Genomic DNA, 12,422 nt, shown 5'->3' with positions numbered 1-12,422 from the left:
TTGAAATACAACGTCATTGAACGAGGCGATGACATCTCCAAGGGGCTGACAGAGCGGTTCCACAAACTCGCCGCACAGCAAGGCATGCCGAGGGATGAAGAAAATCCCGACATTGTCCTTTCTATTGGCGGAGATGGCACAATGCTGCAAGCTTTTCATAAATATGTGCAGCAGCTTGATCACATTGCTTTCGTTGGTATCCATACAGGTCACTTAGGTTTCTTCGCAGATTGGAAACCAGATGAGCTGGATCATCTAGCTTCATTAATGTTCAGCGTCACCACCCCCGAGGAACTGCGTATTGTACAGTACCCCGTTGTTGAGATTGAAATTACGACAGAAAAGGGCTCCGAGACGCATCTGGCTCTCAACGAATTTACAATACGAGGAATCGAAGTATCGCTAGTCGCGCGGCTACACGTTAACGACGAAATGTTCGAAATGTTCCGTGGTGACGGAATCTGCATCTCCTCGCCTGCAGGTAGCACTGCTTACAACAAAAGCTTAGGCGGAGCAATGGTCCACCCTTCGCTCGAAGCGATTCAAATTGCAGAGATTGCTTCTATTAACAATAGAGTCTACCGTACACTCGGCTCTTCCATGATTTTACCGAAGCATCATCACTGTGACATTTATCCCAAAGCGCAGCAGAATATGCTTTTATCACTTGATCACCTTTACTTGCAGCGAGACGACGTTGTTTCTATCCGCTGCCGTGTAGCAGCCAACGTGAAAGTTAAGTTTGCCAGGTTCCGCCCATTTCCTTTCTGGAATAGGGTTCGGGAAGCTTTTGTTGGGTTAGAAGTGAAATGAACAATAAGAAGACGCCCCTCGCTCGGTTGGAGAATGAGAGGCGTCTTTTGGTTTTACTACATCAAGGAGTAGTTGTAATCACTTCAGAAGGTACTTGCTGCTTTGCGCCATTCACTTTTTCGATAATGAAATAAGCGCAGCCAAAGTTGCAGTACTCATTCAAGTAATCTTGAAGAGCCGCGATGGATGATTCCTTTGTCGCTTTAGGATGGATTTCTTTAAAAAATCCTCTCAGCCTTAACTGGCTGTACCCCCAATCGCCGACAATATAGTCGTATCGCTCCAACACTTCGCTAAAACGTTCTTTAAAAACTTCAAAATTCCAGCCATTCTTATGGTCTGTAACGAGCTCGTATGTTTTATTTGCAATATGAATCATGATGGTAGGAAGCTCTCCTTTCTATGATCCGTTCGTTAATTTAAACGTTCGATGCGGCTTGAACCTGTTCATGGGCATGGTACGAGCTGCGTACTAACGGCCCCGACTCTACGTGCTTAAAGCCACGTTTCATGCCCTCTTCTTTGAGCACAGCAAACTGCTCAGGTGTATAATACTTGGCTACAGCCAAATGCGTTGTAGACGGCTGCAGGTACTGCCCAATCGTCATAATGTCGCAGCCAACTGCGCGTAAATCCTCCATCGTTTGCAGCAGCTCGTCCCACTCTTCGCCTACGCCAATCATGACGCTGGATTTGGTTGGGATGTTCGGAGCAATGCGCTTCGAACGCTCCAGCAGTTCAAGAGAACGGCGATACTTCGCCTTCGAGCGGACGCGGTCTGACATGCGTTCAACAGTCTCCATATTATGGTTCAAGATATCAGGCTTAGCCTCTAGAACCGTGGCCAGTGACGCTTCCCGGCCCAAGAAATCGGGGATCAGCACTTCGACTGTGCACATTGGCAATTTGCGGCGAATCGCTTTGATGGTCTCAGCGAAAATCATCGCGCCGCCATCCGCCAAATCATCGCGCGCAACGGAGGTGACGACACAGTGGCGCAGTCCCATTTGTAAAGCGGCATCAGCTACACGTTCTGGTTCTTCAAGATCCAGCTCGGTAGGCAGCCCTGTTTTGACTGCACAGAAACGGCATGCTCGGGTACAAATATCGCCCAAAATCATAAAAGTGGCTGTACGATTCGCCCAGCACTCATGGATGTTCGGACATTTGGCTTCTTCGCAAACCGTATGCAGCGTCTTGGAACGCATCATTGACTTTATTTCTTTGAAATTCTCATCTGTCTTAAGATTGATTTTTAACCAGTCTGGTTTTCTCTCTAATGGCTTTGGAGGCACTATAATTCCCGCCTTTTATTTGGTTTCTCGTTCTTGTTATTATAACATGAATGACTGACAAAACAATCCACTTTGCCAGTCAGTTGTGATACACTTATCAAGATGGCCAAAACAGCTTAACCTATCACGTAAAGGCTGTATGGGAGGGAAGAAACATGAGCATACAAGAAGTAACACGAGAGAAAGACCGCAAGCTTGGAGAAATTTTAAGAGGTATGGGCCGAGTATTAATCGCCTTCTCCGGAGGGGTTGACAGTACATTCGTCCTCAAACGTGCGCAGCAGGAGCTAGGAGATCAAGTCTTAGCCGTCACTGCAGCATCCGAAACATTCCCTTCTCGGGAATTCGATGCCGCCGCCCTACTAGCAGAACAAATCGGTGTCCCACTGTACAAAACAGAGGTCAAAGAATTGGAGAATGCGAATTTCGTCGCTAACAATCCAGATCGCTGTTACCATTGCAAAACGGGACTTTATTCACATTTGCAGCAACTAGCCAAAGAGTTAGGGTACCCCTACATTCTTGATGGCTCGAACATGGATGATCTCGGTGATTATAGACCGGGTCTACAAGCCAAGAACGAGCAAGGCGTCCGTAGTACTCTACAGGAGTCCGGCATGACCAAAGACGAGATCAGACAGCTTTCCAAAGAGTTAGGACTGAGTACTTGGAATAAACCGTCCTTTGCTTGCTTATCTTCTCGTATCCCTTACGGAACACAAATTGAGAAGTGGAAAATCGACCAACTTGACGAAGGCGAATACTTCTTGTCCCAGCTTGGATTGTACCAGGTGCGCGTACGTCACCATGAGAAAATTGCCCGGATCGAGGTTATGCCGGATGAGATTCATAAGGTCGTTGAACACCGTGATGCGATCTATGAAAAGTTCAGCAAGCTCGGCTTCACTTACGTGACGCTCGATTTACAAGGTTACCGAACGGGCAGCATGAACGAAGTACTGTCCAAGGAGACGAAAGACAAGGTGAAAGAAGCATCCTTATGATGGACCTAGAGAAAATCTTAAAGCTCGTCCAGGCAGGCGATCTGGACGTAGAAGAAGCCAAAAAGCAAATCATCAAGGAAGGCAGCGCCGCTGGCCCAGCTAACCTTGATCTTGGATTTGCTCAGCTCGACATCGATCGCGAGAAGCGTACGGGCTTCCCCGAGGTCATATTCGGGGAAGGCAAGACCGCCGAGCAGATCGAAGCGATATTCCGGCGGCTGATGGAGCACACCGACCGCGTGCTCGCTACGCGGGTCGATGCGGCCAAAGCCGCCCATGTTACCGCTGCCGTGGAAGGTGTCACCTACCACGAAACAGCACGTTCGCTCACTTGGTTCAAGCGACCGATGCTTAAAGTCCACGACGGATATATAGCCGTCGTGTGCGCAGGCACCTCCGACCTCCCCGTGGCGGAGGAGGCGGCTCTTACGGCAGAATGCCTGGGCAGCCACGTTGAACGTATATTCGACGTGGGTGTCGCTGGCATTCACCGGCTTTTCCGCCGGCTAGAGCTCATTCGCGGCGCAAACGCGATTGTGGTCGTTGCCGGCATGGAAGGCGCGCTCGCCAGCGTCGTCGGCGGGCTAGTAGCCAAACCGATCGTGGCTGTGCCGACAAGCATCGGTTATGGCGCGAACCTTGCAGGTATCGCCCCCTTGTTGTCGATGCTAAATAGCTGCTCACCAGGAATCTCAGTAGTGAACATCGACAACGGCTTCGGAGCTGGTTACTATGCAGGGCTCATTAACAAAAATATGTCGAAACGAGCGTGAGATCCTACAATGCGCATTTTATATTTAGACTGCTTCTCCGGAATCAGCGGCGATATGACCCTTGGTGCTTTAGTAGATGCGGGAGCAGATCGAACTTACATTGAAGAAGAGCTTACCAAAATCAAGCTAGAGCCGTATATGTTGGAATGGAAGCGCGTTGTAAAGCGCGGTATTTCCGCCTTAAAGCTTGATGTTATTCTAGACCCAGAGCATCCACCGAAACATCATCGTCATTACTCAGAAATCGTACAAGTCATTCAACAGGCAGGATTCAATGAGCGTGTAGCAGCTCTCAGCTTAGCTATTTTTGAAAAGATCGGTATTGCTGAAGCCAAAATCCATGGCATTCCCGTTGAAAAAGTACACTTCCACGAAGTTGGAGCCATAGACTCCATTGTCGATATCGTAGGTGTGGCCTTAGCCATTGACTCCCTGCAAGTCGAGCGCATCTTTTCCTCTCCAGTACCGCTAGGTTCAGGAACGATACATATCGATCATGGTATATATCCCGTACCGGCTCCGGCAACACTGGAAATGATGCGAGGGTTACCCATTGCTTCAACCAACTATAACCTAGAAATGACCACGCCAACTGGTGCCGGTATTATTTCCGGAATCGTGGACGAGTTCTCCAAAAGCTTTCCTCCTATGATCGTTGACACCATCGGTTACGGTGCAGGTACAAGAGATTTACCTAATCAACCTAATGTGCTTCGCGTCGTAGTCGGTAAAGTTGATCCTTATATTGGAAAATGGCAAGTAAGCCATGAGCACCTTGTCCATGAGCATGGTCATGGACATACACATGATGATCATCATCACCACCAACATGAACATTCACATACGCACCCTCACCATACATGAATCTCCAAAGGAGACCATTTATCAAATACCAAAACGCCTCTTCCTTCAAATCAGGAGGAGACGTTTTTTGGTTTTTGCTGTATAAACTGCATCCTAACTTCCTCGTATACCTGTTTCAAAGGTACTTGATGCTCCTTAGCAATTTGTTCGCATTCTTTGAACTCTGGTGCATATTGTACCAATTTCCCCTGGTGATAACCAACTTTTACCGTTAAAAGTCCCCATCGTGTTAGCACTTGCTCGAATTCTCTAGCCAATCTATGACAAGAAGCGTGCATATACCGGATGCCAAGTGTAGTTGTCTCGCTAAAAATAACCTCCTCTACAACAGAGAGCCGTTTATCTTCAACGAGCACATTCAGCATAATCCCTGGTCTGCCTTTCTTCATAATAATCGGTACTACAAATACATCATTCGCACCTACTTCAAACAGCTTATCCATTATATAAGAAACCCACTCCGGGTTCATATCATCCAAATTAGCCTGAATTAACAACATACTATCGTCCACATGCTCATCCCTATGATTAAAACTCACTGTTCTCACCTCTTACAGGCATCATAGCAAAAATCGGATAACAACGAAAGATGCAGGGATAAACATTCGTAGAAGAGTACATCCTAAGAACTAACATTTCAGGAAGGATGATAGAGATGAAAAGCAGACCGTTTTGGTCGCGGGTTCTTGTTCTTAGCCTCCTCCTATCAGCAACCGAATCCGGGACTTTTTCAAGTAGTGCTGAATCCCATGCCACTGCATCTGACCAATTATTTGCCGCAGTTCCGTCTAAAGTTAACCCTAACTTGAACACTGAGCGGAAAGAGCTATTCGAAAAAACAAGCATCTTGTCGGGCATTCCATGGGCATACCTTGCCGCAGTTGATCAGTACGAAAGAACCATGAATATCGCGAAAAAAAGAACCGTGCATCAAGGGATTACCAGCATTTACTTCCCTGAAGCAGATTGGGTCGGCTTATTGAATCCAGACCAACAAGATACGAATCCAAGAAGTATCTCCTTCTTTCATGGTTACGGGCGAGATGGTTCAGGTGACGGCATCGCAGATCGAAACAACGATTTAGACGTACTGGCAGCTATGGCCACACTAATGAGCAGTAATGGCAAACAAGAAGAAAATTTACAAATTAACTTATGGAATTATTATCAAAACTCGCGCAGTGTTGAACGTATCAAACAATTTGCTACAATTTATGCCACACTTGGTACCCTCGATGTTTACGAGCATGCTTTTCCACTACCGGTGCACGCAGACTACTCCTACCGCAGCACATGGGGGGACAGCCGCGGATGGGGTGGGCATCGTTCCCATGAAGGAACAGATTTATTTGCGGGTTACGGTGTTCCTGTTCGAAGTACTTGCTATGGCATTGTGGAAATTAAAGGCTGGAATCCCTACGGAGGCTGGCGGATTGGTATTCGAGATGTAAACAATATTTATCACTACTACGCCCATCTCTCTGGTTTTCAAAAAGGAATCAAAGAAAATGATATTGTAAAGCCTGGACAAACCATCGGCTGGGTGGGTAGTTCTGGATATGGTAAGCCGGGAACATCAGGTAAATTTCCACCCCATCTTCATTTTGGACTTTATCGTGATAATGGGCTGACCGAATGGAGCTTCGATCCTTATCCCTCCCTTCGCAAATGGGAACGTGAAGATCGGATGAAAAAGAAAAAATAAAACCGCTCCATTATTGGGGCGGTTCTTTTTGTGTATTACTTTCTTGCGTTGAAACTCCCTCTGGCTTTGGTGTTGTTGTAGTTCCCGCATTCGGAATGCTTGGGAGTGATAAACTCGGTGGACCCGCATCCTTATTACTACCCACAGGTTTTCCCTTATTATCATAATAATAGGTAGGGACATCCCCAACCACGAGTGAATAGGAAATAGGAATTTCTGTTTCCACAATTTCAGTGTCAGAATCAAAGGGAATAATCACGGATACCTCAGCAATAATGCGAACATACACTTCAAACATAACCATATTGATTCCCGCATTTTGAGAACGCGTATTCAGATCAACCTTCACATTACCAACTGGCAGCAGCCGAATCGGAATATCAGGGCCAAATGAGGAGAGAATCGCACTATTCATCGCTTGCCCCACCGGAATATGCTCTGAGATACTTTGCAAATCTTTCAGTTCACCTTGCACAGTCTTAATCGTATCCGCAGTTATACGCATATGTTCATTATAATTAAGCATGAAGCCTGTTATTTTACCGTTTTTATCCATCTTCCAATCAATTAATTGCTCCGCACTCGTACTTCCAGCCACATGATCCGCAATAGCACTATTAATCGCTTGTGTCGCTATCTGCTTGATGCGTACCTTTGCCAAATTCATCAGTGGAGGTCTAAGATTACGTTCTACGAAAATAAAAAACTGCACGCCAAATAAGACAAAGATGAGAAGACCGATCAACAGCACCTTTTTGCGGTTTGTTTTACCTGTAGGTCTGCTTCTCCAGCGTCGCCTTAGCAGCATCCCATTCCCTCCCCTAGCCACTCAAATCAATTAGTACTACCTTATGCGGACATGGAGTGAAAAAGAAGACACGTTCCCTACAGCAAGTCCACTCAACGGTCATACGTTTTGCGCATCCATATCATTATCGTGTCTGAACCCCAATGGGTCTTACCTACTTACGACTGCTCAGTTATCCCCATCATTAGTATCCGCTCACATCTGTGACCCATCATCTCAGTTTCTTTCCACATGCGTCTCATTCATTCCGTATCTTCTCACGCCTGGCCCCCATCATCTTAGCATCTTCCCACGTGTGTCTCATCCATTTTGTATCTTCTCATGCTGCGCCCCATCCTCTTAGCATCTTTCCACGTTCGTCTCTTCCATTCCTTATCTACTAACGTCTGCACCTCATAGACTCTGCATCTCCCTAACTTACCCACCACATCCTTCAGCCGACAGAATTTGTCCTGTCCAAGTCCTGTCCGTCCTGCTTGTCTCAATACATGTATCTCAACTCATTAGTATCTTCCCTCCCAAGCCACCTCACTTTGCATCCAACCCAACTTTTCACCACCTCTATGGACACTATCCCCATCACTCAGAAATCAGAAAATAATCCGAGTTTCAATCAAATATTTTCCATCTTCTCTTGAAATAAGACCATATGTTTGGTATATTATTAGTAGGAACATATATTCCCATTTTAACGCAAATGGAGAGATGCATATGAATTCTGCAAGTATGTCACTTGATCAATTTCAAAATCATTTTTCCACTGATAATGCTTGCATCGAGTATATTTTTCATACTAAGTGGCCTGAAGGGTTTAGCTGCCCGCGCTGTAAACACAGCCATGCTTATGTAACAACAACCCGTCGTCTTCCGCTTTACGAATGCTGTCAATGTCGCCATCAAACGTCTCTTATATCCGGGACTATTATGGAAGGAAGCCGAACTGGACTAAGTAAATGGATGCTGGCTCTTTTTCTTTTCTCCCGTACAAATAAAGGTACGACCGCAACCGAACTTTCTAAATTTATTAAGGTTACTTATAAAACTGCCTGGCTAATCTTATATAAAATCCGTTCTATGATCCATAGCTCAGATAATCAAACTCCGCTTTCGGGCTCAGTTTGTATTAATTCGGCTATCTATGGACGACCTTATAATCCTTCTGTTCACAAACACCCTCAAGAGCACCTTCTTCTCATAGGCTCATCAGTTAATGAATGGAATGAATCTACCTACCTCAAAATAAAGCACGTTCTTCTTACGAATCCAAAAGAAAGACATATTCCTCGTTTTGAAACAAAAGCCTTCCATCAACAGCACATAGAATCCGATACCCAAAATATTGAGATTGTTACAGGCTTTTATACTCCCACACGACTTCGCCCTTTGCTCGTATTCGCTAAACAAGCTAGTAAATGGATAAATAACACCTTCCATAGCCTCGGACCCAAACATTTACAAAAGTACTTAGACGAGTTTAGTTATCGACAAAACCTTTCTTCAAAAAACACACCTATTTTTGCCCATTTAGTTCAACTCTGCTTCAAAACCGCTAGCTACTAATAACAGTAGTATTCTATTTAGCCATTCAATTTCTTGTAATTATAGAAATAAAACTTAGTTTCAATTGACGAACAATTTTATCACGCATACATACATACATACATACATACATACATACATACATGTATTCATTCCTACATTCATGTCTGCTTTCATTCTGAGTTATAGGGATAGTGAACATAGTGGAATGAAAGTGAAAGACCACCTTTGTTGAAAGGTGGTCAAGTATTGGAATCATGGTTTCGGGTTTCGGGTTTCGGGTTTCGGGTTTCGGGTTTCGGTGCTTGGTTCTGGTTCTGGTTCTGGTTCTGGTTCTGGTTCTGGTTCTGGTTCTGGTTCTGGTTCTGGGTTCTTGTGATCTCGGTTATTGGTTCTTGGTTCTTGGTTCTAAGTTCTTGGTTCTTGGTTCTTGGTTCTTGGTTCTTGGTTCTTGGTTCTTGGTTCTAAGTTCTTTGTTCTTTGTTCTTGGCTATTGGCTCTTGGCTATTGGCTCTTGGCTACTTGCTCTTGGCTCTTGGGTTCTTTGTTCTTTGTTCTTTGTTCTTTGTTCTTGGTTCTTGGCTCTTGGTGCTTAATCTTGGTACTTCTTGGTTCGTTTTATAGTCGGTGTCGTATAGACAATCTTTTTAGTATCGATCCATGATTAGTTGTGTTTTCAGTGAATCTTGTGCGAGGAACCAGCCTTTACTTTGCAGATAGGTAATTAATTCATCATGCTTCGTGGATGCCGTCGATTCACTATTTGTTTTAAATGAAGCTTCAACAATGTACTCAGTTCCCGTACCAGCTGCATTTAGAATCGGCCATACTTCGATATAAAGCTGTTGGCCGCTCCATGTTCTGACTGAACGTTTGGCTAGAACTGGACCGTAGACACGGGAAGAAGAAAGCTTGCTAGTCCCCCATCCACTGTAGAGCCAATTATTAAATTTATCAGGTGAATTATTAATCAAAAGACTGCGGGAATCGGTCTGGTTTGGGAGATCCATACCGCTATAGCCTGATTTAGTACCTGTCTTTGGACGTGTGATACTTAATGTTTTTTTCTGATATCCCCACTCGACTTGTGCCTCATAGCCCGTATCGTTTGAATCAAAGCCTTGTTGGTTGGCGAGTGTTAAGGCCCCATTAATATCGTTACCAATAACGGCATAGCGCTTTTTGTAGGTAAGCTCGAAATCGTTTTCTCCCTCTGTTTTACGAATCCTTGGACTCCACCCATTGTTATAAATGTCCTCGGCGTTCGTATCCAGGAACTGGACATTCATCTTAGTCACACTATCTGGCATGCCAAATGCACTCTTTACGCTGCTTGTAAGTTTAAAATCTGATCCAAGAACTGCACTTGGATTAAGGAGAAGCTTCACTTCATAATTCGGTATCATGTTGCTCGCAGCTGCAGCAGGCTGGGGTGCTCCGCCTAGACCAACAAGTAAACTAGTTCCTACTACGGCCACTAGGACGACCATCAGAGCATTTTTCTTTAACATCACTTCATCTCCTCAACTCTTATGGAAAGTTTACCCTCATAGACTGACATTAAAGGAAGAATGTCATTAGATGATTATCTACACTTGTATTTAGTGTAAATCTAGTTAAAGGAGTAAAAAAACTGAACCCCCTTAACATTTAGGAGTTCAGCTGTGTTTCATTTTATAATTTCTCGGAGTTCATCCCAAGATACAATTCGAGGCAGGTTCAAGTGCTGATTATACGATCTATCTTTCACATATAAGTTCAATGGGAGGTGAGACATGGTTTCCAGAACAACCGGTTTATCATCAAAATAATAATCCAAGTTCAGTTTCTCAATAATATGTACTTTCTCGGAATCACTCATCCCACAATAAAAATGTCCCTCAACCACCGGGAAACCATTGGCTATTAACCAGTTTTTCGTTCGGTCTGTATGCTCTTTGGCCCTTGCCGTAATATAGTAGACCTCATGACCTTGATGTACTAATTCCTGCAAGATATCTACGGCATAGGGAAAAGAAGGACACTGAGAATAATAAATGTCATCGCGGAGGCTAGACCACAGCTTGCCTCCTTCTTCTTTCGTCAAACCGAAAGCACTGTGAATTTCCATCGTCGTTAAGGCGTGAAACGCGTCCAAGCCAATATTTTGCTTTAGCTTATGGTTATAAATATGAAAGGCATGTTCTCTTAAATTAATAAGTGTATCATCGATATCAAAGCCGAATTTCAAGGTTAACTCCTCATTTCACGGATATACTATGCTGCGGGAGCAATTTCCTTTATTATTTTCCCCTTATTCCTTCAATATAAGTCCGAAAAGACTTGCAAAAACAGAGGCTTGTCCCCTCGAAATGATGCAGCCGCGCAAATCCTCTATACTCACACCTAAACTTGTAAATTCACAGCTGCTGATATCAATTCCTGCAAGCTTCACACCCGTGAATTGTGCCCGGTCCAGCTGACAGTTATCGAAATATACTTTTTGCAGCGTGGATTCGTAGAAATCGGCATTTAAAAGCGAACACTCCTGAAAAAAAATCTGCTTGAAATTAGCCATACGAAAGGTCGCATAGTCGGCCAAGCATGTATGAAATAAGACGTTTCGGACGGTTGCTTCTGTCAGGTCAATGCCCATGATTTTGCAGTTTCTAAATTCAGTCCGATGGATCGTAGCTTCACCAAAATCAACGTTGGATAGATCGCATTTCTCGAAAATAACATCTGTCAGCTCTATATCTTTCATCGATATCCGAGTGAAGGTGACATTACGAAATATCACTTTATCAAACGCGACTTTATATGCGGACTGATTGTCAATGATACAATCACTTATAAGACCCGTATGAAAGCTATCTTCCGGCTGCATTTCCTCGTTCGGCAGTGTAATGGCTGATATTTCTTTGGGGATTTTCGGTGTTTCAATTTTGGGAATGCTCATCTGGTACTCCTTTGTGATCAAGTGATAGGGCAAAAAAATAAGCCTTACGGCTTTTTGAACATATACTCGTTGGTAGTTAAGTCTCTCTTGATACTACCATCTCTTCTTCCCACCAGACAAATCTTGATCGCTTAACCCATTCAATTTCTCATACGATTCTTTCCACATCACATAAATGGACTGAATTTGGATAAATTCCTGGTCCGTCGGTCCTGCCCCTTGCATAAACATGGCCTCTAACATTTGTTTGTAAAAAGTCATTCGTTTATAAATAATTTGTTTCTCCATGTCTATAATTTCATCCAATGTATGATAATCCATAAATGACTTTATATCGTCAGGGAGCTCATCATCCAGTCGTTCTTCTCTAGGTGAAGGAGTAGGTCTAGGTGTAGATATACTCGTTCTATTACTTAAATCAACTGTCGTCCGCAGCTCTGATAATAGGATATTCTCTTTCGCGCACATGACATGAAAATATTTATTTTTGAGCAACTCATTAATTACAAGCTGACACATATCTTTATTCCGTATTAACATACCATCAAAGGGATGAAGGGTCCAAACATGATCTTTCTCATATATATTGAAAGTGAACCATTCGTTGGCATACAAAATTCTGGTATTAATTGTAGACTCGTCAACAATCTCAAATGTAAAATCCAGCAACGTACAGCCCCCTC

At 44.1% G+C, this 12,422-nt stretch carries 15 protein-coding genes; 7 read left to right on the top strand and 8 right to left on the bottom strand.

Annotated elements, in window-relative coordinates:
• Positions 1-813, top strand: a complete 813-nt coding sequence (locus tag QFZ81_RS04615; protein WP_307447561.1) for an NAD kinase — start codon at positions 1-3, stop codon at positions 811-813.
• Positions 814-874: 61 nt separating this feature from the next.
• Here QFZ81_RS04615 and QFZ81_RS04610 read toward each other — a convergent pair whose 3' ends face one another.
• Together QFZ81_RS04610 and lipA are read right to left on the bottom strand one after the other, a co-directional pair.
• Entirely contained in the window at positions 875-1,192 is a 318-nt protein-coding gene (locus tag QFZ81_RS04610) for a YutD family protein (RefSeq protein ID WP_036632718.1), read from the bottom strand.
• 40 nt (positions 1,193-1,232) lie between these two features.
• Positions 1,233-2,108: a lipoyl synthase gene (gene lipA / locus QFZ81_RS04605; RefSeq protein ID WP_307601649.1), complete on the bottom strand. Its 876-nt coding sequence runs from the start codon at positions 2,106-2,108 to the stop codon at positions 1,233-1,235.
• A 155-nt stretch (positions 2,109-2,263) separates the two neighbouring features.
• On the opposite strand from lipA, the gene larE reads away from it, so the two are divergent.
• The 3 genes from larE to larC are packed head-to-tail and all read left to right on the top strand — an operon-like array spanning position 2,264 to position 4,749.
• A complete protein-coding gene (larE, locus tag QFZ81_RS04600; protein WP_171692805.1) occupies positions 2,264-3,112 on the top strand; it encodes an ATP-dependent sacrificial sulfur transferase LarE in 849 nt (282 codons plus the stop codon).
• Positions 3,109-3,885: a nickel pincer cofactor biosynthesis protein LarB gene (larB, locus tag QFZ81_RS04595; protein WP_057307614.1), complete on the top strand. Its 777-nt coding sequence runs from the start codon at positions 3,109-3,111 to the stop codon at positions 3,883-3,885. Before larE ends, larB begins: the two co-directional genes overlap by 4 nt.
• A gap of 9 nt (positions 3,886-3,894) precedes the next feature.
• Positions 3,895-4,749: a nickel pincer cofactor biosynthesis protein LarC gene (larC, locus tag QFZ81_RS04590; protein ID WP_307601647.1), complete on the top strand. Its 855-nt coding sequence runs from the start codon at positions 3,895-3,897 to the stop codon at positions 4,747-4,749.
• A gap of 50 nt (positions 4,750-4,799) precedes the next feature.
• Here larC and larC2 read toward each other — a convergent pair whose 3' ends face one another.
• Complete coding sequence (larC2, locus tag QFZ81_RS04585; protein ID WP_307447569.1) at positions 4,800-5,288, bottom strand: nickel pincer cofactor biosynthesis protein LarC2; 489 nt, start codon at positions 5,286-5,288, stop codon at positions 4,800-4,802.
• Positions 5,289-5,404: 116 nt separating this feature from the next.
• Here larC2 and QFZ81_RS04580 point away from each other — a divergent pair, with 116 nt between their 5' ends.
• Positions 5,405-6,454 (top strand): M23 family metallopeptidase, encoded by a 1,050-nt coding sequence (locus QFZ81_RS04580; RefSeq protein ID WP_307447571.1) that lies wholly within the window; start codon positions 5,405-5,407, stop codon positions 6,452-6,454.
• A gap of 10 nt (positions 6,455-6,464) precedes the next feature.
• Here the strand turns inward: QFZ81_RS04580 and yunB are convergent, their stop codons facing one another.
• Entirely contained in the window at positions 6,465-7,262 is a 798-nt protein-coding gene (gene yunB / locus QFZ81_RS04575) for a sporulation protein YunB (protein ID WP_307447573.1), read from the bottom strand.
• A gap of 711 nt (positions 7,263-7,973) precedes the next feature.
• Between yunB and QFZ81_RS04570 the strand changes: the two genes are divergently transcribed.
• Positions 7,974-8,822, top strand: coding sequence for a transposase (locus tag QFZ81_RS04570; protein ID WP_307601644.1), 849 nt, complete (start codon positions 7,974-7,976; stop codon positions 8,820-8,822).
• A 228-nt stretch (positions 8,823-9,050) separates the two neighbouring features.
• On the top strand, positions 9,051-9,269 hold the full coding sequence (locus QFZ81_RS04565) for a hypothetical protein (RefSeq protein WP_307601641.1): 219 nt from the start codon (positions 9,051-9,053) through the stop codon (positions 9,267-9,269).
• A gap of 179 nt (positions 9,270-9,448) precedes the next feature.
• Here the strand turns inward: QFZ81_RS04565 and QFZ81_RS04560 are convergent, their stop codons facing one another.
• From QFZ81_RS04560 to QFZ81_RS04545, 4 genes are all read right to left on the bottom strand, one after another.
• Positions 9,449-10,312, bottom strand: coding sequence for a hypothetical protein (locus tag QFZ81_RS04560; protein WP_307601639.1), 864 nt, complete (start codon positions 10,310-10,312; stop codon positions 9,449-9,451).
• A 158-nt stretch (positions 10,313-10,470) separates the two neighbouring features.
• Positions 10,471-11,031, bottom strand: coding sequence for a 5' nucleotidase, NT5C type (locus QFZ81_RS04555; protein ID WP_307447579.1), 561 nt, complete (start codon positions 11,029-11,031; stop codon positions 10,471-10,473).
• A gap of 63 nt (positions 11,032-11,094) precedes the next feature.
• Positions 11,095-11,739: a pentapeptide repeat-containing protein gene (locus QFZ81_RS04550; RefSeq protein WP_307447581.1), complete on the bottom strand. Its 645-nt coding sequence runs from the start codon at positions 11,737-11,739 to the stop codon at positions 11,095-11,097.
• 93 nt (positions 11,740-11,832) lie between these two features.
• Complete coding sequence (locus tag QFZ81_RS04545; RefSeq protein ID WP_307447583.1) at positions 11,833-12,408, bottom strand: hypothetical protein; 576 nt, start codon at positions 12,406-12,408, stop codon at positions 11,833-11,835.
• Positions 12,409-12,422: the final 14 nt, after the last annotated feature.

It is taken from the genome of Paenibacillus sp. V4I9 (genome assembly GCF_030817295.1).
Taxonomy (GTDB): Bacteria; Bacillota; Bacilli; order Paenibacillales; family NBRC-103111; genus Paenibacillus_E.
The sequence above is the reverse complement of the archived record's forward strand: the minus strand, read 5'-3'. Positions and strand labels throughout refer to the sequence as shown.

Bases quoted from the DNA above. Each gene is read 5' to 3' on its own strand.
- QFZ81_RS04610 (WP_036632718.1), bottom strand. From the start codon at position 1,192: ATGATTCATATTGCAAATAAAACATACGAGCTCGTTACAGACCATAAG.
- larE (WP_171692805.1), top strand. From the start codon at position 2,264: ATGAGCATACAAGAAGTAACACGAGAGAAAGACCGCAAGCTTGGAGAA.
- larB (WP_057307614.1), top strand. From the start codon at position 3,109: ATGATGGACCTAGAGAAAATCTTAAAGCTCGTCCAGGCAGGCGATCTG.
- larC (WP_307601647.1), top strand. From the start codon at position 3,895: ATGCGCATTTTATATTTAGACTGCTTCTCCGGAATCAGCGGCGATATG.
- QFZ81_RS04580 (WP_307447571.1), top strand. From the start codon at position 5,405: ATGAAAAGCAGACCGTTTTGGTCGCGGGTTCTTGTTCTTAGCCTCCTC.
- yunB (WP_307447573.1), bottom strand. From the start codon at position 7,262: ATGCTGCTAAGGCGACGCTGGAGAAGCAGACCTACAGGTAAAACAAAC.
- QFZ81_RS04570 (WP_307601644.1), top strand. From the start codon at position 7,974: ATGAATTCTGCAAGTATGTCACTTGATCAATTTCAAAATCATTTTTCC.
- QFZ81_RS04560 (WP_307601639.1), bottom strand. From the start codon at position 10,312: ATGTTAAAGAAAAATGCTCTGATGGTCGTCCTAGTGGCCGTAGTAGGA.
- QFZ81_RS04550 (WP_307447581.1), bottom strand. From the start codon at position 11,739: ATGAGCATTCCCAAAATTGAAACACCGAAAATCCCCAAAGAAATATCA.